The 23,794-nt window shown below is 71.4% G+C and carries 16 protein-coding genes, 1 rRNA gene and 1 pseudogene; 4 read left to right on the plus strand and 14 right to left on the minus strand.

Annotation, left to right across the window (positions count from 1 at the left end):
- Window positions 1-156 precede the first annotated feature (156 nt).
- The 4 genes from ELQ39_RS07835 to thyX all read right to left on the minus strand — a co-directional run bounded on the left by ELQ39_RS07835 (window position 157) and on the right by thyX (window position 5,894).
- Window positions 157-1,684 (minus strand): 16S ribosomal RNA (locus ELQ39_RS07835).
- 503 nt (window positions 1,685-2,187) lie between these two features.
- Window positions 2,188-3,873 (minus strand): ribonuclease J, encoded by a 1,686-nt coding sequence (locus tag ELQ39_RS07840; RefSeq protein WP_190005876.1) that lies wholly within the window; start codon window positions 3,871-3,873, stop codon window positions 2,188-2,190.
- A gap of 154 nt (window positions 3,874-4,027) precedes the next feature.
- Window positions 4,028-4,930: a 4-hydroxy-tetrahydrodipicolinate synthase gene (gene dapA / locus ELQ39_RS07845; RefSeq protein WP_190005875.1), complete on the minus strand. Its 903-nt coding sequence runs from the start codon at window positions 4,928-4,930 to the stop codon at window positions 4,028-4,030.
- 223 nt (window positions 4,931-5,153) lie between these two features.
- Window positions 5,154-5,894 (minus strand): FAD-dependent thymidylate synthase, encoded by a 741-nt coding sequence (thyX, locus tag ELQ39_RS07850; protein WP_242591486.1) that lies wholly within the window; start codon window positions 5,892-5,894, stop codon window positions 5,154-5,156.
- Between the two features lie 148 nt (window positions 5,895-6,042).
- Here thyX and ELQ39_RS07855 point away from each other — a divergent pair, with 148 nt between their 5' ends.
- Entirely contained in the window at window positions 6,043-6,600 is a 558-nt protein-coding gene (locus ELQ39_RS07855; RefSeq protein ID WP_190005878.1) for a hypothetical protein, read from the plus strand.
- Between the two features lie 15 nt (window positions 6,601-6,615).
- On the opposite strand, the gene ELQ39_RS07860 is transcribed toward ELQ39_RS07855, so the two are convergent.
- The 5 genes from ELQ39_RS07860 to rpsO all read right to left on the minus strand — a co-directional run bounded on the left by ELQ39_RS07860 (window position 6,616) and on the right by rpsO (window position 12,153).
- Complete coding sequence (locus ELQ39_RS07860; protein WP_190005873.1) at window positions 6,616-7,059, minus strand: hypothetical protein; 444 nt, start codon at window positions 7,057-7,059, stop codon at window positions 6,616-6,618.
- A 13-nt stretch (window positions 7,060-7,072) separates the two neighbouring features.
- On the minus strand, window positions 7,073-7,825 hold the full coding sequence (gene dapB / locus ELQ39_RS07865) for a 4-hydroxy-tetrahydrodipicolinate reductase (protein WP_048460743.1): 753 nt from the start codon (window positions 7,823-7,825) through the stop codon (window positions 7,073-7,075).
- Between the two features lie 38 nt (window positions 7,826-7,863).
- Window positions 7,864-9,243: a M16 family metallopeptidase gene (locus tag ELQ39_RS07870; protein WP_242591487.1), complete on the minus strand. Its 1,380-nt coding sequence runs from the start codon at window positions 9,241-9,243 to the stop codon at window positions 7,864-7,866.
- The gene (locus ELQ39_RS07875) at window positions 9,240-11,453 is read right to left on the minus strand and encodes a polyribonucleotide nucleotidyltransferase (RefSeq protein ID WP_190005871.1); all 2,214 of its coding nucleotides are present in this window, start codon (window positions 11,451-11,453) and stop codon (window positions 9,240-9,242) included. The genes ELQ39_RS07870 and ELQ39_RS07875 overlap by 4 nt, the downstream gene beginning before the upstream one ends.
- Window positions 11,454-11,865: 412 nt before the next feature.
- The gene (gene rpsO, locus ELQ39_RS07880) at window positions 11,866-12,153 is read right to left on the minus strand and encodes a 30S ribosomal protein S15 (RefSeq protein ID WP_033277436.1); all 288 of its coding nucleotides are present in this window, start codon (window positions 12,151-12,153) and stop codon (window positions 11,866-11,868) included.
- A 267-nt stretch (window positions 12,154-12,420) separates the two neighbouring features.
- Between rpsO and ELQ39_RS07885 the strand changes: the two genes are divergently transcribed.
- Window positions 12,421-12,699: a DUF397 domain-containing protein gene (locus tag ELQ39_RS07885; protein WP_190005870.1), complete on the plus strand. Its 279-nt coding sequence runs from the start codon at window positions 12,421-12,423 to the stop codon at window positions 12,697-12,699.
- Window positions 12,700-12,753: 54 nt separating this feature from the next.
- Here ELQ39_RS07885 and ELQ39_RS07890 read toward each other — a convergent pair whose 3' ends face one another.
- The gene (locus tag ELQ39_RS07890) at window positions 12,754-13,062 is read right to left on the minus strand and encodes a hypothetical protein (RefSeq protein ID WP_443334332.1); all 309 of its coding nucleotides are present in this window, start codon (window positions 13,060-13,062) and stop codon (window positions 12,754-12,756) included.
- 129 nt (window positions 13,063-13,191) lie between these two features.
- On the opposite strand from ELQ39_RS07890, the pseudogene ELQ39_RS07895 reads away from it, so the two are divergent.
- Together ELQ39_RS07895 and ELQ39_RS07905 are read left to right on the plus strand one after the other, a co-directional pair.
- Window positions 13,192-13,789: pseudogene (locus ELQ39_RS07895) on the plus strand (hypothetical protein).
- A 258-nt stretch (window positions 13,790-14,047) separates the two neighbouring features.
- Entirely contained in the window at window positions 14,048-17,404 is a 3,357-nt protein-coding gene (locus tag ELQ39_RS07905; RefSeq protein WP_337662996.1) for an SCO5717 family growth-regulating ATPase, read from the plus strand.
- Window positions 17,405-17,517: 113 nt separating this feature from the next.
- Here the strand turns inward: ELQ39_RS07905 and ELQ39_RS07910 are convergent, their stop codons facing one another.
- The 4 genes from ELQ39_RS07910 to rbfA all read right to left on the minus strand — a co-directional run bounded on the left by ELQ39_RS07910 (window position 17,518) and on the right by rbfA (window position 23,768).
- Window positions 17,518-18,504, minus strand: a complete 987-nt coding sequence (locus ELQ39_RS07910; RefSeq protein ID WP_242591489.1) for a bifunctional riboflavin kinase/FAD synthetase — start codon at window positions 18,502-18,504, stop codon at window positions 17,518-17,520.
- 141 nt (window positions 18,505-18,645) lie between these two features.
- Window positions 18,646-22,047, minus strand: a complete 3,402-nt coding sequence (locus ELQ39_RS07915; RefSeq protein ID WP_242591490.1) for a serine protease — start codon at window positions 22,045-22,047, stop codon at window positions 18,646-18,648.
- Between the two features lie 366 nt (window positions 22,048-22,413).
- Entirely contained in the window at window positions 22,414-23,322 is a 909-nt protein-coding gene (gene truB, locus ELQ39_RS07920) for a tRNA pseudouridine(55) synthase TruB (protein ID WP_242591491.1), read from the minus strand.
- Window positions 23,319-23,768, minus strand: a complete 450-nt coding sequence (gene rbfA / locus ELQ39_RS07925; protein ID WP_019527009.1) for a 30S ribosome-binding factor RbfA — start codon at window positions 23,766-23,768, stop codon at window positions 23,319-23,321. Before rbfA ends, truB begins: the two co-directional genes overlap by 4 nt.
- Window positions 23,769-23,794 lie beyond the last annotated feature (26 nt).

Here is a 23,794-nt window from a genome sequence, read left to right on the forward strand (position 1 = left end):
GATCAGCGTTCCACGCCCCGAAGAGCAGTACTAGCGCCTGGTCCATCCTGGACCGTGCCGAGTAGTCAACGTTCCACCCATGAGCAACCAGTGCGAGACGTTCGCCCGCATGCTGGCCTCTGACCCGGACAAGTCCGAGTAAGAAGTGCTCCTTAGAAAGGAGGTGATCCAGCCGCACCTTCCGGTACGGCTACCTTGTTACGACTTCGTCCCAATCGCCAGTCCCACCTTCGACAGCTCCCTCCCACAAGGGGTTGGGCCACCGGCTTCGGGTGTTACCGACTTTCGTGACGTGACGGGCGGTGTGTACAAGGCCCGGGAACGTATTCACCGCAGCAATGCTGATCTGCGATTACTAGCGACTCCGACTTCATGGGGTCGAGTTGCAGACCCCAATCCGAACTGAGACCGGCTTTTTGAGATTCGCTCCACCTCGCGGTATCGCAGCTCATTGTACCGGCCATTGTAGCACGTGTGCAGCCCAAGACATAAGGGGCATGATGACTTGACGTCGTCCCCACCTTCCTCCGAGTTGACCCCGGCGGTCTCCCGTGAGTCCCCAGCACCACAAGGGCCTGCTGGCAACACGGGACAAGGGTTGCGCTCGTTGCGGGACTTAACCCAACATCTCACGACACGAGCTGACGACAGCCATGCACCACCTGTACACCGACCACAAGGGGGACCCTGTCTCCAGGGTTTTCCGGTGTATGTCAAGCCTTGGTAAGGTTCTTCGCGTTGCGTCGAATTAAGCCACATGCTCCGCCGCTTGTGCGGGCCCCCGTCAATTCCTTTGAGTTTTAGCCTTGCGGCCGTACTCCCCAGGCGGGGCACTTAATGCGTTAGCTGCGGCACGGACGACGTGGAATGTCGCCCACACCTAGTGCCCACCGTTTACGGCGTGGACTACCAGGGTATCTAATCCTGTTCGCTCCCCACGCTTTCGCTCCTCAGCGTCAGTATCGGCCCAGAGATCCGCCTTCGCCACCGGTGTTCCTCCTGATATCTGCGCATTTCACCGCTACACCAGGAATTCCGATCTCCCCTACCGAACTCTAGCCTGCCCGTATCGACTGCAGACCCGGGGTTAAGCCCCGGGCTTTCACAACCGACGCGACAAGCCGCCTACGAGCTCTTTACGCCCAATAATTCCGGACAACGCTCGCGCCCTACGTATTACCGCGGCTGCTGGCACGTAGTTAGCCGGCGCTTCTTCTGCAGGTACCGTCACTTTCGCTTCTTCCCTGCTGAAAGAGGTTTACAACCCGAAGGCCGTCATCCCTCACGCGGCGTCGCTGCATCAGGCTTTCGCCCATTGTGCAATATTCCCCACTGCTGCCTCCCGTAGGAGTCTGGGCCGTGTCTCAGTCCCAGTGTGGCCGGTCGCCCTCTCAGGCCGGCTACCCGTCGTCGCCTTGGTGAGCCATTACCTCACCAACAAGCTGATAGGCCGCGGGCTCATCCTGCACCGCCGGAGCTTTCGATCACCAAGGATGCCCAAGATGATCAGTATCCGGTATTAGACCCCGTTTCCAGGGCTTGTCCCAGAGTGCAGGGCAGATTGCCCACGTGTTACTCACCCGTTCGCCACTAATCCCCTCCCGAAGGAGGTTCATCGTTCGACTTGCATGTGTTAAGCACGCCGCCAGCGTTCGTCCTGAGCCAGGATCAAACTCTCCGTGAATGTTTACCCGTGATCGGGTGCACACATCACGAGAGCGGAACATCGGGAGGAATAGTCCCGACGTTCACAGCGTCCTCGCTGTGTTTTCTTCAAAGGAACCTCGACCATCCGAACCGGATGGACGGGGTATCAACATATCTGGCGTTGACTTTTGGCACGCTGTTGAGTTCTCAAGGAACGGACGCTTCCTTTGTACTCACCCTCTCGGGCTTTCCTCCGGGCGCTTCCCTTCGGTCTTGCGTTTCCGACTCTATCAGATCTTTCCGATCCGATTTCCTCGGTGCTTTCCAGGTCAACGCTTTCGCGCTTTCCTTTCCGGCGGATCCGACTTTATCAGAGATTCTGAGCCGGTTTTCCCACCCTCGCCGGGCACTGGTGTCCGACCGCATGAAGTGGTCGGGTGCCCCCTCGGGAGGAGTTGTAAACGTACTGGAGCGGGGCGCCCCGATGCAAATCGAGGCGCCCCGCTGCCGGTTGACGCGTGCGTGGAGTCCGACGGTCCGTCAGACCTCGACCACCACGGGCAGGATCATCGGTCGGCGCCGGTAGGTGTCGGACACCCACTTGCCCAGCGTGCGGCGGATGAGCTGCTGCAGCTGGTGGGGTTCGACGACCCCGTCCTGCGCCGAGCGCTCGAGCGTCTCCGTGATCCGCGGGACGACATCGCCGAACGCGGAGTCCTCGATACCGGAGCCGCGGGCCTGGATGTGCGGTCCGCCGGTGATCTTTCCGGTGGAGGCGTCCATGACCACGAAGACCGAGATGATGCCCTCGTCGCCGAGGATCTTGCGGTCCTTGAGCGCCGGTTCGCCGACGTCGCCGACCGAGAGGCCGTCGACATAGACGTAGCCCGCCTGGACCTTGCCGGAGATCTTGGCCTTGCCCTGCACGAGGTCGACGACCACGCCGTCCTCGGCGATGACGATGCGGTCGTGCGGGACGCCGGTGAGGGCGCCGAGCTCGGCGTTGGCGCGCAGATGGCGCCACTCGCCGTGAACCGGCATCAGGTTCTTCGGGCGGCAGATGTTGTAGAAGTACAGCAGCTCGCCGGCCGAGGCGTGTCCGGAGACGTGCACCTTGGCGTTGCCCTTGTGGACGACGTTGGCGCCCCAGCGGGTCAGGCCGTTGATCACGCGGTAGACCGCGTTCTCGTTGCCGGGGATCAGTGACGACGCCAGGATCACCGTGTCGCCCTCGACGATGCGGATCTGGTGGTCGCGGTTGGCCATGCGGGACAGCGCGGCCATCGGTTCGCCCTGGGAGCCCGTGCAGACCAGGACCACCTCACTGTCGGGGAGGTCGTCGAGCGTCTTGACGTCCACGACCAGCCCCGGCGGGACCTTCAGATAGCCGAGGTCGCGGGCGATGCCCATGTTGCGCACCATCGAGCGGCCGACGAAGGCGACCCGGCGGCCGTACTCGTGGGCCGCGTCCAGGATCTGCTGGATGCGGTGGACGTGGCTGGCGAAGCTGGCCACGATGATCCGCTTGCGGGCGCCGGCGAAGACCTGGCGCAGCACGCCCGAGATGTCACGCTCGGGCGGGACGAAGCCCGGGACCTCGGCGTTCGTGGAGTCGGAGAGGAGGAGGTCGATGCCCTCCTCGCTGAGCCGGGCGAACGCGTGCAGGTCGGTGAGGCGGCTGTCCAGCGGAAGCTGGTCCATCTTGAAGTCGCCCGTGTGCACCGCCATGCCGGCGGGTGTGCGGATGGCGACGGCCAGCGCGTCCGGGATGGAGTGGTTGACCGCCACGAACTCGCAGTCGAAGGGACCGATGCGCTCGCGCTGCCCCTCCGCCACCTGGAGGGTGTAAGGGCGGATGCGGTGCTCCTGGAGCTTGGCCTCGATGAGGGCGAGGGTGAGCTTGGAGCCGATCAGCGGGATGTCCGGCTTCTCGCGCAGAAGATACGGGACGCCGCCGATGTGGTCCTCGTGGCCATGGGTGAGGACGATGCCCTCGATGTCGTCGAGACGGTCCCGGATGGACGAGAAGTCGGGCAGGATCAGGTCGATTCCGGGCTGCTCCTCCTCGGGGAAGAGCACTCCGCAGTCGACGATCAGCAGGCGGCCTCCGTACTCGAAGACCGTCATGTTGCGGCCGATCTCGCCCAGGCCACCGAGCGGGGTGACCCGCAGGCCGCCTTCGGGGAGCGGCGGGGGCGGGCCGAGTTCAGGATGCGGATGACTCAAAAGACTCTCCTCACCACACGCGCCACGTACCGGTTGGGCACGTGGCGCGCATGACGTTCGTGCAGAAGCAGTTGTGGTTGGGGATGCGGGCACCGGTGGCCCCGCGTATTCAGTTGTGGAGTCGATCTGCGCGCCCGGGGCGCGCGAAGTCTGATTACTGGAGTTGTACCCCGCCTGCGGCAAGATCGATCTTGAGCTGCTCGATCTCCTCGGGCGTGCACTCGACCATGGGGGCGCGCAGGGGGCCTGCGGGGAGGCCCTTGAGCGCGAGCGCCGCCTTGGTGGTCATGACGCCCTGGGTGCGGAACATGCCCGTGTAGACGGGAAGCAGCTTCTGGTGGATCTCGGTGGCCTTCTGGACGTCGCCGGAGGTGTACGCCTCGACCAGGGCGCGCAGCTCGGGGGTGACGACGTGGCCGACGACGGAGACGAAGCCGACCGCGCCGATGGAGAGCAGCGGCAGGTTGAGCATGTCGTCGCCGGAGTACCAGGCGAGTCCGGAGCGTGCGATGGCCCAGCCGGCGCGGCCGAGGTCACCCTTGGCGTCCTTGTTGGCGACGATCCGCGGGTGCTCGGCGAGGCGGACGATCGTCTCGGTGCTGATGGGGACGCCACTGCGGCCGGGGATGTCGTAGAGCATCACAGGCAGCTCGGCGGCGTCGGCGACGGCCGTGAAGTGCCGGTAGAGGCCCTCCTGCGGGGGCTTGTTGTAGTAGGGCGTGACGACCAGCAGGCCGTGGGCGCCGGCGCGCTCCGCGGCGCGGGCCAGCTCCATGCTGTGGTGGGTGTCGTTGGTGCCGACACCGGCCACGACGTGGGCGCGGTCGCCTACCGCCTCCACGACCGCCCGTACGAGATCCGCTTTCTCCGCGTCGCTGGTGGTGGGGGACTCGCCGGTGGTGCCGTTGACGATCAGGCCGTCGTTGCCTGCGTCCACCAGGTGGGTGGCGAGCCGCTGTGCGCCGTCGAGGTCGAGTGCGCCGTCCGCCGTGAAGGGCGTGACCATGGCGGTGAGGACCCGCCCGAAGGGGGTCTGCGGAGTCGAGGTCGGAGCCATGGGTTACACGCTACTCGTTGCTCAGGTCGGGGTCTTCCCTCGGGGGAGGCGACGGAGGGGTGCGAAAGGGGGACCCGGCACTGCCTGCTCGGGGGTTCAGGCAGTGCCGGGCCCGTTTGATCAGGCTAGATGAAACTCACGAAATGCCGCAATACGGACACTTCGCGCGGCTGATGCGTACATCTGTGCTCGCCTGCCGCGCCGGGACGCGGGACGGCGCCCGTTACGGGGCGACGCGCCCGTTGGCGTTGAAGGCGGCGTAGGTGAGCGGCATCAGGCGGGCCCACTCGGCCTCCATCTTCTCGCCGACCATCTCGATCTCCCGCTGCGGGAAGGACGGCACCTTGGCCAGCTCGTGCTGGGTGCGCAGGCCGAGGAAGTGCATCAGCGAGCGGGCGTTGCAGGTCGCGTACATCGACGAGTAGAGGCCGACGGGGAGGACCGAGCGGGCGACCTCGCGGGCCACGCCGGCGGCCAGCATCTCCTGGTACGCCTCGTAGGACTGCCGGTACGAGTCCTCCATGGCTCGTCCGACGAGTTCCTGCTGGTCGGCGGTGCCGTCGACGAAGCGGTACTTGCCGGGGCGGCCCTCCTGGACCAGCTTGCGGTCGGCGTCCGGGACGTAGAAGACCGGCTGGAGCTCCCGGTAGCGGCCCGACTCCTCGTTGTACGACCAGCCGACCCGGTGCCGCATGAACTCGCGGAAGACGAAGATCGGGGCGCTGACGAAGAAGGTCATCGAGTTGTGCTCGAAGGGGCTGCCGTGCCGGTCCCGCATCAGGTAGTTGATCAGGCCCTTGGACCGCTCGGGGTCCTTCTGCAGCTCGTCCAGGGACTGCTCGCCGAGTGTCGAGACGCGGGCGGCGAACAGCACGTCGGCGTCGGACGCGGTGTGCTTCACCAGCTCGACGGTCACATCGCTGCGGAAACTCGGCTTGAGGTCGTCGGCAGGGGTGTCGGTCACGAGCAGAGGGTCCTTCCATCACTTCTGGGGCGCGGCCCACTCTACGGCGCGGACGCGGGGCCGTCCGGACCCCCGAGGGTGGTGACCGGTGACACAGATCGATAGCCTCACCGGGCACAGCCCCTGCATGGATCGAGTGAGGACCACCGTGCCCCTGCCCTTCCTGACGGCCGACAGCACCTTCGACACGACGGACGACGTCGCGCTGCCGTACGACGACCGGGACCGCTGGCGGCGTCCCTACCGGCCCGGCCCCTGGCGCGTGGGCGCGGCCGCGGTCCTGCTGCTGCTCGCCTCGTTCGTGCTGTTCTCGTCCGTGATCATCGCGGCGACGGCCACGCCCGCGTCGGCGGCCACCGTGTTCGGGTTCGCGCTGGTCATCGTGGTGGCCGCGCTGCGGCTGCTGCGCATGGGGGTGTGGGTGAGCGCCCGTGGGGTGCGCCACGTGACGTTCCTCGCCACGCGGACGACCGCCTGGGACCAGGTCGCCTCCGTGCGCACGGTGCAGCAGCCGGTGCGCTGGCTGGGGCTGCCGAGGACCGTGCAGGGGCAGGCGCTCGTGATGAACCGGCGGGGCCGCTCGTCCGACGGGCAGGCGCCGGTGCTGACCTCGCACAACGCGGACTTCCTGGGGCGGGACCCGCTGGCCTTCGACCGCGCGGCCGACACCGTCGAGGCGTGGGCGGACGAGTACGGGCGCGCCTGATGCCCGCCCGCGCGCTCAGGAGGCGGTCTTGCGCAGGGCGATGGCCCGCTGCATCGCCTTGCGGGCGCGCGGGGTGTCCCGGGCGTCGTGGTAGGCCACGGCGAGCCGGAACCAGCTGCGCCAGTCGTCGGGCGCGTCCTCCGTCTCGGCCTTGCGCAGCGCGAAGACCTCGTCGGCCGACTCGCGGTCGATGCGGCCGCTGGGCAGCCGCCTGAGATTGTCCACGGGCAGGCCGCCCTCGGCGTCCAGCTCGGCGGCGAGCCGGTTGGCGTCCCGGACGAACTGGGTGTTCTTCCAGAGGAACCACACACCGATGACCGGCAGGATCAGCACGGCCACCCCGAAGGTGACCGTGAGAAGCGTGCCGGCCTTGATGAGCAGCACGCCGCGGCTGCCGACCAGGACGAAGTAGACGACCAGGACGGCGGCCGTGAGGGCGTAGGAGATCTTCGCGCGCATGGGTGGGACCGGCTCAGTTCAGGTCGAGGAAGTGTTCCAGGCCGAAGGTGAGGCCGGGAGTGGTCACCACGCGGCGCACGCCGAGCAGGATGCCCGGCATGAAGCTGCTGTGGTGCAGGGAGTCGTGGCGGACGGTGAGGGTCTCGCCCTCCGCGCCGAGCAGGACCTCCTGGTGGGCGAGGAGGCCACGCAGCCGGACCGCGTGCACCGGGACCCCGTCGACGTCCGCGCCGCGGGCGCCGTCCAGGGCGGTGGCCGTGGCGTCCGGGGCGGGGGCGCTGCCGGCCTGGCGGCGGGCCTCGGCGATGAGCTGGGCGGTGCGCGTGGCGGTGCCGCTGGGGGCGTCCACCTTGTTGGGGTGGTGCAGCTCCACGACCTCGACGGACTCGAAGTACGGGGCGGCGATCTGGGCGAACTTCATGGTCAGCACGGCGCCGATGGAGAAGTTCGGGGCGATGAGCACGCCCGTCTCCGGGGACTGGTCGAGCCAGCCCTTCAGCTGCGCGAGGCGGTCGTCGGTCCAGCCGGTGGTGCCGACCACCGCGTGGATGCCGTGGCGTACGCAGAAGTCGAGGTTGCCCATCACCGAGGCGGGGGTGGTCAGCTCGACGGCGACCTGGGCGCCGGTCTCGGCGAGGGTCTCCAGCTTGTCGCCCCGGCCGAGGGCGGCGACCAGTTCCATGTCCTCGGCGGCCTCGACCGCCCGTACCGCCTCGGAGCCGATCCGGCCCTTGGCGCCGAGGACCGCCACGCGCAGCTTGCTCATGTCTGTTGCTTCCTTACCGGGTGTGGTGCCGGGGTGGGTCAGGCGACGGCCTCGTGCAGCCGGGCCGCCTGCTTGTCCTTCAGCGGGCCGATGACCGACAGGGAGGGCCGCCGTCCCAGGATGTCCCGGGCGACCGAGCGCACGTCGTCCGGAGTGACCGAGGCTATCCGGGACAGCATGTCGTCGACCGACATCTGCTCGCCCCAGCACAGCTCGCTCTTGCCGATACGGTTCATCAGCGCGCCGGTGTCCTCCAGGCCGAGGACGGTGGAGCCCCTGAGCTGGCCGATGGCCCGCTCGATCTCGTCGTCGGGCAGCCCGTGCTCGGCGACCCGGTCCAGCTCGTCGCGGCAGATCTTCAGCACGTCGTGCACCTGGGAGGGCCGGCAGCCCGCGTACACCCCGAACAGACCGCAGTCGGCGAAGCCCGAGGTGTACGAGTACACGCTGTAGGCCAGGCCCCGCTTCTCGCGGACCTCCTGGAACAGGCGGGAGGACATGCCGCCGCCGAGGGCGGTGTTCAGCACGCCGAGGGCCCAGCGCCGCTCGTCGGTGCGGGCGAGACCCGGCATGCCGAGCACGATGTGCGCCTGCTCCGTCTTGCGGCCGAGCAGCTCCACGCGCCCGGCGGTGCGCAGGGCGCGCCGGCCGCCGCGCGGGGCGATCGGCTGCGCCCCGGGGTCCTTGAACGCGCCGGCCTTCTCGAAGGCGGCGCGGACCTGGCGGACGACCTTGTCGTGGTCGACGTTGCCGGCGCAGGCGACCACCAGGTGGGTGGGGTCGTAGTGCTTCTTGTAGAAGCGGCGGATGCGGTCGGCCGTCAGGGCGTTGACCGTGTCGACCGTGCCGAGGACGGGGCGGCCGAGGGGGTTGTCGCCGAACATCGTGTGCGCGAAGAGGTCGTGCACGCAGTCGCCCGGGTCGTCCTCGGTCATCGCGATCTCTTCGAGGATGGCGCCGCGCTCGACGTCGACGTCCTCCTCACGGATCACCGATCCGGTCAGCATGTCGCACACCACGTCGATGGCGAGCGGCAGGTCGGTGTCGAGCACGCGCGCGTAGTAGCACGTGTACTCCTTGGCCGTGAACGCGTTCATCTCGCCGCCGACGGCGTCGATGGCCGCGGAGATGTCCAGCGCGGAGCGGGTGGCCGTGCCCTTGAAGAGCAGGTGCTCCAGGTAGTGGGTGGCGCCGTTGAGGGCAGGGGTCTCGTCGCGGGAGCCGACGTGCGCCCAGATGCCGAAGGTCGCCGAGCGGACCGAGGGCAGGGTCTCGGTGACGATGCGCAGTCCGCCCGGGAGGGTGGTCCTGCGGACCGTGCCGATGCCGTTCTCGCCCTTGATGAGGGTTTGGGTACGGGCGACGGCCCGCGCCTCCGAGGAGGTGCGGGCCGTCGCCTTGGAGCCACGGGACGTCACTTGTCGGCGTCGTCCTTCTTGTCGTCGTCCTCGCCCTCGATCACGGGGATCAGGGAGAGCTTGCCGCGGGAGTCGATCTCGGCGATCTCGACCTGGACCTTGTGGCCCACGCCGAGGACGTCCTCGACGTTCTCCACACGCTTGCCGCCGGCCAGCTTGCGGATCTGCGAGATGTGCAGCAGACCGTCCTTGCCGGGGAGCAGGGAGACGAACGCACCGAAGGTCGTGGTCTTGACGACCGTGCCCAGGTAGCGCTCGCCGACCTCGGGCATCGTCGGGTTGGCGATGCCGTTGATCGTGGCGCGGGCGGCCTCGGCGGCCGGGCCGTCGGCGGCGCCGATGTAGATCGTGCCGTCGTCCTCGATCGTGATCTCGGCGCCGGTGTCCTCCTGGATCTGGTTGATCATCTTGCCCTTGGGGCCGATGACCTCGCCGATCTTGTCGACCGGGATCTTCACGGTGATGATCCGCGGCGCGTTGGGGGACATCTCGTCCGGCGTGTCGATCGCTTCCATCATCACGTCGAGGATGTGGAGGCGGGCGTCACGGGCCTGCTTGAGGGCGGCGGCCAGGACGGAGGCGGGGATGCCGTCCAGCTTGGTGTCGAGCTGGAGGGCGGTCACGAACTCCTTGGTGCCGGCGACCTTGAAGTCCATGTCGCCGAAGGCGTCCTCCGCACCGAGGATGTCGGTGAGGGTGACGTAGTGCGTCTCGCCCTCGATCTCCTGGGAGATCAGGCCCATGGCGATACCGGCGACGGGGGCCTTCAGCGGCACACCGGCGTTCAGCAGCGACATGGTGGAGGCGCACACGGAGCCCATGGACGTCGAGCCGTTGGAGCCGAGGGCCTCGGACACCTGACGGATCGCGTAGGGGAACTCCTCGCGGGTCGGCAGGACCGGGATCAGGGCGCGCTCGGCGAGGGCACCGTGACCGATCTCGCGGCGCTTCGGGGAGCCGACGCGGCCGGTCTCGCCGGTGGAGTACGGCGGGAAGTTGTAGTTGTGCATGTAGCGCTTGCGGGTCACCGGGGAGAGGGTGTCCAGCTGCTGCTCCATGCGCAGCATGTTCAGCGTGGTGACGCCCAGGATCTGGGTCTCACCGCGCTCGAACAGCGCCGAGCCGTGCACGCGCGGGATGGCCTCGACCTCGGCGGCCAGGGTGCGGATGTCGGTGACACCGCGGCCGTCGATGCGCTTCTTCTCCTTGATGACGCGCTCGCGCACCAGGGACTTGGTCAGCGCGCGGTACGCGGCGGAGATCTCCTTCTCGCGGCCCTCGAACTCCGGCAGGAGCTTCTCGGCGGCGAGCTGCTTGACGCGGTCCAGCTCGGCCTCGCGCTCCTGCTTGCCGGCGATGGTGAGCGCCTGGGCGAGCTCGGGCTTGACGGCGGCGGTGAGCGCCTCCAGGACGTCGTCCTGGTAGTCGAGGAAGATCGGGAACTCGGCGGTCGGCTTGGCGGCCTTCGCGGCGAGGTCGGCCTGGGCCTTGCAGAGCACCTTGATGAAGGGCTTCGCGGCGTCCAGACCGGCGGCGACGACCTCCTCGGTCGGCGCCTCGGCGCCGCCCTCGACGAGCTTGATCGTCTTCTCGGTGGCCTCGGCCTCGACCATCATGATCGCGACGTCGCCGTCCTCGAGGGTGCGGCCCGCGACGACCATGTCGAAGACGGCGTCCTCGAGCTCGGTGTGCGTCGGGAAGGCGACCCACTGGCCGCGGATCAACGCGACGCGGACGCCGCCGATCGGGCCGGAGAAGGGCAGGCCGGCCAGCTGCGTGGACGCGGAGGCGGCGTTGATCGCCACGACGTCGTACAGGTGGTCGGGGTTGAGCGCCATGATCGTGGCGACGACCTGGATCTCGTTGCGCAGGCCCTTCTTGAAGGACGGGCGCAGCGGGCGGTCGATCAGACGGCAGGTGAGGATGGCGTCCTCGGAGGGACGGCCCTCACGGCGGAAGAACGAGCCGGGGATCTTCCCGGCCGCGTACATCCGCTCCTCGACGTCCACCGTGAGGGGGAAGAAGTCGAGCTGATCCTTGGGGTTCTTGGAAGCGGTGGTGGCCGACAGCACCATGGTGTCGTCGTCCAGGTAGGCCACGGCGGAGCCGGCGGCCTGACGGGCCAGGCGGCCCGTCTCGAAGCGGATGGTGCGGGTGCCGAAGGAGCCGTTGTCGATGACGGCCTCGGCGTAGTGGGTCTCGTTCTCCACCAGCAAATTCTCCGTTACTTGTCGTCTTTCGTCCCGCTCGCCCGTGTGGCGGGGGGACGGGGCGGAGAAGCGCTCCACTGGTGCGGGCCGGTCTTCGATCGAAGCACCCGGGGTTGACTCTCCCGGGGGCCACTACCGAGGACCGGCGGCGGCGAGGTGCGCTTCCCCTCGTACGGGGGACGTCGGGTGACGTCCGGGGTGGACGCCGGAGTGACGTCCGGGTGGACGTCAGGGTGACGTCCGTTGTGATGGTCCGTGGATCGCATACCCGATGCGACGCCGGTCATCACGCTGAGTCCTGGTTCTTGCGTTCTTGCGTTGTGCTACCACACTACAAAGGCGTGGTGACACTCCGCACGTACAGCAAAGGGAGCGGCCCCCTTGTCCCGGGAACCGCTCCCTCCACGGCGTCTTACTTGGCGCCCGCCGCACCGCGGCGGATGCCGAGGCGCTCGACCAGCGTACGGAAGCGCTGGATGTCCTTCTTGGCGAGGTACTGCAGCAGCCGGCGGCGCTGACCGACGAGGATCAGCAGGCCACGGCGGGAGTGGTGGTCGTGCTTGTGGGTCTTCAGGTGCTCCGTCAGGTCGGAGATCCGACGGGACAGCAGAGCGACCTGGACCTCGGGGGAGCCGGTGTCACCCTCCTTGGTGCCGAACTCGGAGATGATCTGCTTCTTCACTGCGGCGTCGAGCGACACGCGTACTCCTCGTGATCTGTGAGTGGCCACCGAGTGCCCCCGGTCTGCTTCTCGGGGGGTCTTCCATGACTCGGAAGGCGGGGATCCGCTGGGCGCGGCCTCCAGAGCAGGTGGCTCCGGGGGTGCGTACACATACGGCCGTCGCCCAGAGTACCAGGTGGTGACGGGCCGCTTTCCCCCGGTCGGTGGAACCCGTCGGAAGGGAAGGGGCAGGCCACTAGGGTGAGCGCTCGGATCGATCGTACGTCGGGAAGGGGTCGCTGGGGCATGGCGGAGACGGCTGAGGAGATCAAGGCACGCAAGGAGCGGGAGAAGAACGAGCTCTACGCCCTCGACATCTCCGGTGTCGAGTGGCACAGCGCGCCGGGCACGGAGGAGCACGAGGAGCGGGTGGAGATCGCGTACCTGCCCGGCGGCGCCGTGGCCATGCGGTCCTCCCTCGACCCGGACACGGTCCTGCGGTACACCGAGGCGGAGTGGCGCGCGTTCGTGCTGGGCGCGCGCGACGGGGAGTTCGACCTGGAGCCGACGGAGCGCGAGGCGTAGTCGTCTGCCTGAGGACGCGGCGCCCGACGGGGATCCGTCGGGCGCCGTCTCGCGTCATCCGGTCAGGGACCGCACCGTGGCGTAGACGCCGAAGACGGCCGGCGCCAGAGGCACCAGCGTGAGCGGCACGAAGCCCTCCGCGTTCTCCAGGAACCGGCCCCAGAGGAGAGTGGGGCCGCTGCGCGACGCCTTCAGGCCGATGAGGGTGATCAGCGCGGACGCAGCGGCGATGGCGCCGACCGGCCAGACCGCGCGGAGGTCGAGGCCGGCGCGGTCCCCCGCCGGCGCGTCCCGGACCAGGGCGTCCGGCGGGTCGAGCCCGAGGCCCAGTCCTGCGCGTCCGCAGAGGCGCTGGCTCGGCAACTGGCCCCGCTGCGAGTGGCCTCGGGCGGAGACGATGACGAACCCCTGCTGGCCAACAGGGAGTTCACAGATCTGCTGACGACACAGACCCGCAGGGGCCCGGCAACTACGGCGTGCCGACACGTACGGATGCGACGGCGCGGGGCGGGCGGGCCGCCCCGGACGCGGCCGGCCGGCGGGCGCAGGGCTCGTTGCGGTCCCGTTTTCGGGCTGTTCGGGCCTCGCCACGGCCGGCACACCCTGTCCGCGGACGACCTGGACGGCCTCGCGCTGCCCGTCGGGGACGACGGTGTCGTCGTCAGGTGGACGCGCAAGGGCAGCCCGCCGTCCTCGGGTTGAACCGGCCCACGCCGTACGACGTCGTGCTCATCCGTGGTCTGTGGACGGCCCAGGTGCTCGCGCTGCGGGCCGCGGCGAACGGCGCCCGGGTGGCCGTGGAGACCGGCAGGCCCCAGGCCTGGACGCAGATGGTCCACGCCAGGGGCGGCGGCCCCGTCGCGCCCCGGCTGGTCCGGCAGGCCCGGCTGTGGGTGTTCAGCGGGTATCGCCGGATGAGGCCGCGGAACTGGGGCGTGCCATGGGGCTGCACCGTCCCGACGTCGACGCCCTGCCGACCCTCGTCGACGGTGTCACCCTGTGGCGTTCCGACCGCGACCGGCAGTACGTGACGACGCAGCCGACCGACGCGGAAGTGGGGCTGCTCGGTACGCCCCGGCGGATGGACTGACGTCCGGGACCGGTACGACCCCGGGGGCGCAGCGGGTGACGCGTGATCAGCGCCTTCTGCCGTCCGGTGAGTTCCTTGTGGTCGGCGCGACTTCGTCCCGGTTCCGGTAGGGCGGGCCTCCCGGGGTGACGGTCGTGGTGACTAGGCTGGTACCGGTGTGACGCCAGAACCTGTCGTACGGGTACGGGCGTCCTGACGGGGAGGGCAGATGGTCGCCCCCAGCACGGCACAAGGGTGCTCGACCAACCAGGAGGAACTGTGAGCAGCGATCGGGACGGTACGCACGGGAGCTGGGCGACCCCCGGCGATGACCAGCCCGACGCGGAGTCCGCCGTCGAGACGACGGGCGAGTTCACCATCGACTACGCGCCGCCGGCCTGGTACACGCAGAACGCCTCGGAGACGTCTTCCTCGGCCTCGGCCGCCGGTTCCTCCGCCTCCGACTCCGGTTCGGGGTCCGGGGCCGCGTCCGGCTCCGGTGACTCGTCCGGTTCTCCTGCGGGTTCCGGTGATGCGGGCGCTTCGGCGGGTTCTTCCTCCTTGTCCGCCGGGGCGATTCCGCCGCTGCCGGGGCTGACTCCGCCTCCCCACGCCATGGGTGCCTCCGGGCCGTCCGCCCTTCCGACGCCTCCCGCGCCGGCTCCCGGGGCGCCCTTCACTCCGCCCGCGCCTGCGCCGGCTCCGGGCGCCCCGTTCACGCCGCCCGCGCCCGGTGCGCCGTTCACGCCTCCCCCGCCGCCCTCCGGCGGACCTGTCGCCGTGCCCCGGCTGCCGGTCGGCAGCGGCTTCGAGCCTCAGCGGCCGGAGCCTGACGCACAGGAGGGGAAGGAACCCGAGACGGCTTCCTCGGAGGCTTCTCCGTCTCCTGCCGCCGTGCCCGTCATGCCGGTCGGGCATGAGCCGTCACAGCACATCGAGCCCTCCGACGGCACCGACAAGGGCGACATCGAGAGCGGCGCCACGATTCGTTTCTCCGCCGCCGCCCTGAAGCGTGAGATCGCTGAGCGCGATGCGGCCGCCGAGGCGGAGAAGAGCGAGGAGGAGGACGCCTCCGGGTCCGACGACGGGGCCGAGTCCGTCTCCGAGTCCGTTCCCGACTCCGACAGCCGCACCGGCACCGGCACCGACAGCTCCGAGGCTTCGGTCGAGCCTGTTGTCGCGGAGGACGAGGCTTCCGACGACTCGTCCAAGTCCGACGACGACGCAGGCGGGCGTGAGGGGCTCGACGTCGACTCTTTCGGCCCCGAGGACGTCGAGAACGCCACTGCGGACGGTGAGAACGGCGAGGACGACGCGTCCACTGACGTGGAGGACGACGTTCCGGCAGCTTCCGAGGACGCGGAGGAGGACGAGGGCGAGGACGAGCCCCAGGACGCCGTGCCGTCCGACGACGAGCCCGAGGACTCCGTGCCCGCCGGCGCGGACGAGCAGAACGACGAGCCCGAGGATGCCGTTCCGGGGCCGGTCGACGCGCCACAGGCGCCTTCGGCTCCGCCCGCGTTCCCGAGCGCTCCGCCGGCGGTAGGCGACTGGTCCGTGCAGCCGCCTCAGCCGCAGGCGCCGGAAGGTGGCGCGCCCGCTCCGCAGACGCCGTTCCAGCCGCAGGCGCCCCAGCCGGCGCCGGCTGCCTGGAACCCCCCGCCGGTTCCTCCGGCGCAGCCGGCAGCGGCGGCCCAGCAGCCGCCCCAGGCTCCGACGCCGCCCACACCCCCGGCCGGCTACGGCTTCCCGCCCGCCGGGCCCGCACAACCGCCCGCCCAGCAGCCCGGGTACGGCTTCCCGCAACCCGCCGTACCAGGGCAGCAGCAGGCCGAGCCGTCGGCGCCCGCCGCCCAGCAGCCGCCCCAGACGCCGACGCCGCCCACACCCCCGGCCGGCTACGGCTTCCCACCCGCCGGGCCCGCACAACCGCCCGCCCACCAGCCCGGATACGGCTTCCCGCAGCCTCCCGCCCAGCCGCAGCCGGGTGCTCCGAACCCGCCCGCCGGGTACGGCTTCCCCCAGCCCGGTCCCGCCGCCGGCGCTCCGGCTGCGGCCACTCCCCCGGCCCAGCCCAGCGGTTACGGCTTCCCCCAGCAGCCCACCCCGCCCGCACAGCCGCAGCCGCAGCCCGAACAGCCCCAGCAGGTCCACCCCGGCGTCCCGCCCCAGGCACAGCCCCCGCAGGCGCCTCAGGGACCGCAGGCCCCCCAGGCTCCGCAGCCGCCCGTCGACCCGCGGACCGGCACCGCCTGGCCGCAGCCCGTGCAGCACGATCAGCGGCAGCCGGTCAACCCCGGTGCCGCGCCCCTCGGTTACACGGCTGCCGTCGAGCTGTCGTCGGACCGCCTGCTCAACAGCAAGAAGCAGAAGGCGAAGAGCAGCCGTCCCGCGGCCGGCGGGTCGCGGTTCAAGCTGGGCGGTAAGAAGGAGGAGGCCGAGCGGCAGCGGAAGCTGGAGCTGATCCGCACACCGGTGCTGTCCTGCTACCGCATCGCCGTCATCAGCCTCAAGGGCGGCGTCGGCAAGACGACCACCACCACCGCGCTCGGCGCCACGCTCGCCAGCGAGCGGCAGGACAAGATCCTGGCGATCGACGCCAACCCGGACGCCGGTACGCTCGGCCGCCGTGTGCGGCGCGAGACCGGGGCCACCATCCGCGACCTCGTCCAGGCGATCCCGTACCTCAACTCCTACATGGACATCCGGCGGTTCACGTCGCAGGCGCCCTCCGGTCTGGAGATCATCGCCAACGACGTCGACCCCGCCGTCTCCACGACGTTCAACGACGAGGACTACCGGCGCGCGATCGACGTGCTCGGCAAGCAGTACCCGATCATCCTCACCGACTCCGGTACCGGCCTGCTGTACTCCGCCATGCGCGGGGTGCTGGACCTCGCCGACCAGCTCATCATCATCTCCACGCCGTCCGTGGACGGTGCGAGCAGCGCCAGCACGACGCTGGACTGGCTCTCCGCGCACGGGTACGCGGACCTCGTGTCCCGGTCCCTGACCGTCATCTCCGGTGTGCGCGAGACCGGCAAGATGATCAAGGTCGAGGACATCGTGTCGCACTTCGAGACGCGCTGCCGCGGTGTGATCGTCGTGCCGTTCGACGAGCACCTGGCCGCCGGCGCCGAGGTCGACCTCGACATGATGCGGCCCAAGGTGCGCGAGGCGTACTTCAACCTCGCGGCGATGGTCGCCGAGGACTTCGTCCGGCACCAGCAGTCGCACGGGCTCTGGACGTCCGACGGCAACCCGCCGCCGGTCGCCGCCCCGCCCATGCCGGGCCAGCCGGTCCCGGGCCAGCCCTACCCCGGTCAGCCGGTTCCCGGTCAGCCCGCGCCGGGACCGTACGTGCCGGGTCAGGCCGTCCCCGGCCAGCCGGGTGGGTACCCGCAGCAGCAGCCTCAGCCGCCGCAGCACCCCCAGCAGGCCCCGCAGGCGCCTCACGCACCGCAGCCCCACCCGGGCCAGCCCTACGCCCAGCCGGGTCAGCCGGGACAGCCGGGATACCCGGGTCAACCCCCGGCCCAGCCCGGCCACCCCGCCCAGCCCCCGGCGCAGCCGGGCCCGCAGCCCTACCCGCCGTACCCCGGCCAGCCCGGCCAGCCCGGCCCCGCCCCGCAGTAGGGCGCAGCCCGGCCCCGCCCCGCATGGCCCCGCACATGAAAGCGGCCCCTCCGAACGAGGGGCCGCTTTCACGTACCGACCGCTGAGGCGGCACGCCGGTCCTTGGAGGGACCTCAGGCGTCCTTGTTCTGCCCGGCGTCCTGCCCGGCGTTCTGCTCGGCTACCGCGACGAGCTCCTTGCACCGGGCGACGTCCCGTCCCATCTGCGCCAGCAGATCGTCCAGCGTGTCGAACTTCGCCTGGCCGCGCACGAACGCCAGGAAGTCCACGGCGACGTGCAGCCCGTACAGGTCGAGGCCGACGCGGTCGATGGCGTACGCCTCGACGGTCCGCTCGGTGCCGTCGAACTGCGGGTTGGTGCCGACGGAGATCGCTGCCGGCATCGCCTCGCCCTGCGCGTGCAGCCAGCCCGCGTACACCCCGTCGGCGGGGATCGCGGTGTGCGGGAGCGTCTCGACGTTGGCCGTGGGGAAGCCGAGGTCACGGCCGCGCTGGGCGCCGCGGACGACGACGCCCTCCACGCGGTGCGGGCGGCCCAGGATCTCGGCGGCGCCCTCGACCTGGCCCTCGGCGACCAGCCGGCGGGTGAGGGTGGAGGAGAACGGCTCGCCGCCGCCCGCCTCGCCGGACACGTACAGGTCGACGACCTCGACCTCGAAGTCGTACACCTTGCCCTGCTCGGCGAGGAACTGCACCGTGCCCGCGGCCTTGTGGCCGAAGCGGAAGTTGGGGCCCTCGACGACGGCCTTGGCGTGCAGCTTGTCGACCAGCACCTTGACCACGAACTCGGCCGGCGACAGCTTCGAGAACTCGGTGGTGAAGGGCAGCACCAGCACCGCGTCCACGCCCAGTTCCGCCATGAGCTCCGCGCGCCGGTGGTGCGGGGCGAGCAACGGCGGGTGGCTGCCGGGGCGGACCACCTCGCTGGGGTGCGGGTCGAAGGTGACGACGACCGCGGGGACGCCGAGCGCGCGGGCGCGGTCCACGGCGTGCCTGATGATCAGCTGGTGCCCGCGGTGCACTCCGTCGTAGGAGCCGATGGTGACGACGCTGCGCCCCCAGTCGTGGGGGATGTCCTCCAAGCCACGCCAGCGCTGCACTGTGACTGCTCCTTGTCGAAACCTTGTCGGACGAACCCGAGTCCGTGGACTTCTCTGCGCAGCTCTAAGAGTGCCATGCCGGGTGGCCCCGGCTCGCATCGGCATGGGGGCTGTGTGGCCACGTGCACGCGCCGGGTGGTGTCAGACGGGGACGGCCGCGCCCGTCAGCTCGTCGATCACCTCCCGGGTGGCGGGTCCGACGAGCGGTCCCCAGACGTGCGGGGCGTCCGTGAGCCAGCCGGCAACGGCCGCCGCGAGGCCCGGCACATGGCGGGCCAGGTCGGCGAGGGTGCGGTCGAGGCGGATCGCGCCCTCCGCGGTGCGGACGAGCAGCAGTGCCGTGCGGTGGACGAGCACCCGCAGCTCGGGCCCGGTGTTGCGGGCGGCGGCGCGCAGCACCGCGTCGAGCACGCCGTGGTCGGTCTCCCGGTCGAGCAGCGTGTCGAGCAGGCCGCGGCGCAGGGGGCGGGAGGCGGAGGTGCCGGGCGCGGCGAGGACGCCCGCGAGGGCTTGCCGCAGGGGGCGGGGGCCGCCGTCGAGCAGCTCGGTGAGCAGCAGACGCAGCACGGCGCGTGCGGCGGGGCCGAGGTCGAGGCGGCGGTCGGCGTACTCGGCGACGCAGCCGGTCAGCTCGGGCCGCCGGGCCGCCGCCTCCCGCACGAGGGCGGCGACCGGCCGGGCCAGGGCGGGCGTGGTGGCGTCGGCGAGGGCGCGGAAGGTGTCGTCCGGGTCCGCGCCCTGCGTGAGCCGGGTGCGGAAGGCGTCGAGGACGGGCTCGGTGTGGGTGGTGAGGGCGTCGGTGAGCGCGCTCGGCGGGAAGTGCGGGTCGCCGGCCGCGAACCGCTCCAGGGCGCGGGCGAGGTGGCGTCCCCTGCTGTCCGGGTCGCGGACGAGGAGGGCGAGGGCGCCGCCGTGCAGCGCGCGGTCGGCGGTGCGCACCAGGACCGCTAGGGCGGCGTACCGCAGCAGGGTGCGGTCGCCGAGGTCGCGGGCGTACGGCGCGACCCGCAGGCCGTGGGTGACGGCCGCGGCCCGGCGGGCGGGGCGGGGGTCCTCCGCCCAGCGGTCGACGGCCCGGCACAGGACGCCCGGCTCCTCCTCGGCGAGCACGGCGAGGAGTTCGTCGGCGCGCCGGTGCGGGCTGTCGACGAGCGCCTCGGTCAGCGCGTCGGGCGCGGCGTGGCGGTGGGTGTGCAGCAGGGCCTGTGCGGCGGTCGCCACGGTGGCGTGCGGGGTGGCCGGCAGGGGCCGCTCGTCGTCGAACCAGCGGATCAGGTACGGCTGGACGGTCGAGGGGTCGGCGGTGAGCAGTGCGGCGACGGTGTCGAGGAAGCGGGGGCCGCTCTCGCACGGGGGTCCGTCGGCCAGCACCAGGCGGCGCAGCAGGGCGCAGCGCGCCTCCACCGGGAGCCGCAGCCGCGTCCAGAAGGCGGGACCCAGCTCGGGCGGGACGGTCCGCCGCTGCTCCCGCCATGCCACGACACGGTCGGCGAGCAGCCGCAGCACGTCCGTGTACGGGCCCGCGTCGGGGACGCGGGTGAGGGCGCCGGTCAGCAGGCGGGAGGCCCACCAGGAGCCGGGGTCGGCGTCCAGGGCGTGCGTCAGGTCCGCGAGACGGGAGGCGAGCCGGGCGGGGCCGTGCCGGCGGGCGAGGCACAGCAGGGCCTCGACGACGGGACCGATGCGGTGGCGGGGCAGGGGGTCGGTGTCGGCGGCGGGGGTGTGCACCAGGGTGTGCAGGGCGCCGTCGAGGTCGAGGTGGGCGCCCTGGAGCCAGTCGGCGAGCTCCTCGTGCCCGAACCGGTGGCCGTCCCCGGCCGGGACGAGCAGCCCTTCGGCGAGCACGGCGTCCGCCCATCCGGGCGCCGTGCCGCCGTGCCCCTCCGGTGCGGTCCCTGGTCCGGAAGGGGGGAACAGCTCCTCGAACGAGGCGCGGTCCAGCGCGCCGTCCTCCGTGCCGAGGCAGCGGCGGGCCGCCTCGTGTGCCTTCCCGGCGGCCCGGACGGCCAGACGGCGTACGGCGCTGCCGCGGGCGCCGAGCCCTCCGGCGAGGCGCTGGGCGATCCGCAGGCACGTCAGGTCCAGGTGGGCGGCGAACACGTCGTCGCGGTCCACGGGGCCGTCGGGCGCCGTCGCGGCGACGTTGGATCGGACCTCGGCGAGCAGCCGCAGGGTCAGCGGGTGGGCCGCGTCGGTGACGGTGACGGCGCCCTCGGGGATGCCGTGGCGGGCGCGGGCCTCGCGTGCCTCGTCGGCGGTGAGGTCGCCGAGGAGCACGCACGGCGGGAGGCCCTCGGGGCCCGAGGCGCCGTGGTGCAGCAGGGCGGGCGGGTAGCCGGCCTCCTCCCAGTGCGCGGCGCCGCAGGACACCACCAGGCGGGTGCCCGTCGCGTGCAGCCGGCGCACGGTCTCCTCGGTCCACGCGGCGCGCCGCCGGTACAGGCCGGGCGGCATCTGCTCGGGGTCGTCGAGGAGCAGCAGCAGGGGGCGGCCGGCTGCGCGGGCGAGCGCGGCGAGACGCTCGGGCGCGAGGTCACCGAAATCCTGCGACGGGAACGGCAGGGAGCCGGTCACGTCGGCGGCGGCCCGCGCCAGGGCGCGGCGGGCGGCGTCGGCGACCGAGGTGTCGTCCTCGCGCAGGTCGGCCCCGCGCAGCCACAGCGTGGGCAGGCCCGCGCGGTGGCGGCGGGCGGCGAGGGCGGCGAGTTCGGTGCTGCGGCCGCTGCCGGACGGCCCGACGAGGCCCAGGACGGGCGCCTCGCCCCGCTCGAAGGCGTACAGCTCGGCGCGGACACCGGTCCGTCCGACCGGCTCCCCGATCGGCCGCGGGCCGTGGCGGGCCACGGTGGCGGCGGTGAGCCCGGCGACACCGGCGAGGTTGAGGTCGGTCCCGTACGCGGGGACCGTGGCCGCGTTCTCCATGAGCAGCGCGGCGAGGGCGGGGACCGTGGGGCGCAGGGGCACGGCGAAGCCGACGTCGGAGGCGGCGGTGCGCAGCGCGGTGCCGAGGACGCCGACGACGGTGCCGGTCGCCGGGTCGAGCACGGGGCCGCCCGCCGCCCCGCCGCCGAGCCGCAGCGCGTCCCGTCCGGCCGTGCCGACGGCCAGCTCGAGGGCGCCGGGGACGCGGTGGGCGCGGTCGGTGGCGGTGTAGGTCACGGTGGTCGTCCCGAGCACCCGGGCCTCGCGCCAGCCACCGGCGGGGATCCGCACGTACGCGCCGGTCGCCACGGTGTCCCGTGAGGTGACGGGGAGCGGGGCGACGCCGAGGTCGCCGCCGCGGACCAGGGCAAGGCCGAGGGCGGGCAGCGGGGTGACGGCGTCGGCGGTCACGATGCTGTGGCGGCCCTCCGCGCCGTGCAGGACGAGGCGGGGCAGGCCGTCGACCGCCTCGTGGCTGGTGATCACGGTGCCGTGACGGTCGGCCACGAAGCCGGTGCCGCGGGGGCGGCCGGCCAGGTCGTGGAGCGCGACCAGCCCGGGGTCCGCGGCGGACCGGAAACGCTCGAGGGCGTACCCCGGGGGGTCGAGCGACGGCATCATGGAGCCTCCTGCCGTGCCGTACCTGGTGCCTTGTCCGTGACCTTAGGGCCCCGAAGATCAGCTGCGCAGTGCGGCCCGGGAACGCGCCCCCTTCCACTCCCCCGCTTCACTCCGAGCGCCCGCACGTGAGGGTGAACAGGGAAGGGGTGATGGATAGACCCTAGGGGTGGGGGAACCGAGGGGGGCCGTGGAGCGGCGCGAGCCGACCCCGTGCCGCGCCGCTCCACGGACGGCCCCTCCCTCGGGGCCGCGCCCCCGGACCCCCCTGGTCGGCCTTGGCGGGCCTCGTCCTCGGACGCCGGACGGCCCGGCGACAGCCCCTCCGGCGTCCGAGGAGCGGGGTCCGGTGCGGAGCCCCGGGAAACCTCACGCGGCGAAGACCGCCACGCTCTTCGCCTTCCCCCGCTGCTCCTCCACGAGCGCCAGGAACCGCCCCTCCGGCCCGAAGACCGCCACCGGCCCCCGGCCGGCGTACTCCTCCGGCATCTCCAGGCGGACGCCGTTCGTCAGCAGCTTGGCGCGGCGTTCGTCGACGTCCCAGCGGGGGAACGCGGCCGCCGCGGCCTCGGCGATCGGCATGACCGTCAGCTTCTCCTGGAGCTCGTCCAGGGTCTTCGCCGCGTCCAGCCGGTACGGCCCGACGCGGGTCCGGCGCAGGGCGGTCAGATGGCCGCCGACGCCCAGTCCGGCGCCCAGGTCGCGGGCGAGGGCGCGGATGTAGGTGCCGGAGGAGCAGACGACCGAGACGACCAGGTCCAGCACCGGTGTGCCGTCCTCGGCGACGGCCTCGCGGATGTCGTAGACGGAGAACGAGGACACCGTGACCGGGCGGGCGGGGATGTCGAAGTCCTCGCCCTCCCGGGCGCGCTTGTACGAGCGCACCCCGTTGATCTTGATGGCGCTGACCTTGGACGGCACCTGCATGATGTCGCCGGTCAGGGAGGCGATCCCCGCGTCGACGGCCTCGCGGGTGACCCGTGAGGCGTCCGCGGAGGCGGTGATCTCCCCCTCGGCGTCGTCGGTGACGGTGGTCTGGCCGAGCCGGACCGTGCCGAGGTACTCCTTCTCGGTCAGCGCCAGATGGCCGAGGAGCTTGGTCGCGCGCTCGACGCCGAGGACGAGGACGCCCGTCGCCATCGGGTCGAGGGTGCCGGCGTGGCCGACCCGGCGGGTGCGGGCGATGCCGCGCATCTTGGCGACCACGTCGTGCGAAGTGAAGCCCGACGGCTTGTCGACGATGACAAGGCCGTCGGGCGGGGTCTGCTTCTGGGTCATTCGGCGGTGTCGTCCGTCTCGTCGTCTTCCGGCTTGCGGTACGGGTCGGCTCCGCCGGCGTACGTGGCGCCCGCGGACGCCTCGCGCACCTTGGCGTCGGACTGGCGCGCCTTGTCGAGGAGGTCCTCGATGTTGCGCGCGGTGTCCGGCAGGGCGTCCATGACGAAGGTCAGGGTGGGGGTGAACTTCACGCCCGCCGCACGGCCCACCTCGGAGCGCAGCACGCCCTTGGCGGACTCCAGGCCGGCCGCGGCCGCCTTCCGCTCCTCGTCGTCCCCGTACACCGTGTAGAAGACGGTCGCCTCCCGGAGGTCACCGGTGACCCTGGTGTCCGTGATGGTGACGTGCGAGCCGAGCCGCGGGTCCTTGATCCCGCGCTGCAGCTTCTGGGCCACCACCTCTCGGATGAGGTCCGCCAGCCTCTTGGCACGCGCGTTGTCGGCCACTGGTCCGTCTCCTTAAGTGCTTAACG

The sequence above is a fragment of the Streptomyces sp. GB4-14 genome (assembly GCF_022696125.1).
Classification (GTDB): domain Bacteria; phylum Actinomycetota; class Actinomycetes; order Streptomycetales; family Streptomycetaceae; genus Streptomyces; species Streptomyces werraensis.

Bases quoted from the DNA above. Each gene is read 5' to 3' on its own strand.
- ELQ39_RS07885 (WP_190005870.1), top strand. From the start codon at position 12,421: ATGGCGGAGACGGCTGAGGAGATCAAGGCACGCAAGGAGCGGGAGAAG.
- truB (WP_242591491.1), bottom strand. From the start codon at position 23,322: ATGACCCAGAAGCAGACCCCGCCCGACGGCCTTGTCATCGTCGACAAG.
- dapB (WP_048460743.1), bottom strand. From the start codon at position 7,825: ATGAGCAAGCTGCGCGTGGCGGTCCTCGGCGCCAAGGGCCGGATCGGC.
- ELQ39_RS07860 (WP_190005873.1), bottom strand. From the start codon at position 7,059: ATGCGCGCGAAGATCTCCTACGCCCTCACGGCCGCCGTCCTGGTCGTC.
- dapA (WP_190005875.1), bottom strand. From the start codon at position 4,930: ATGGCTCCGACCTCGACTCCGCAGACCCCCTTCGGGCGGGTCCTCACC.
- ELQ39_RS07915 (WP_242591490.1), bottom strand. From the start codon at position 22,047: ATGATGCCGTCGCTCGACCCCCCGGGGTACGCCCTCGAGCGTTTCCGG.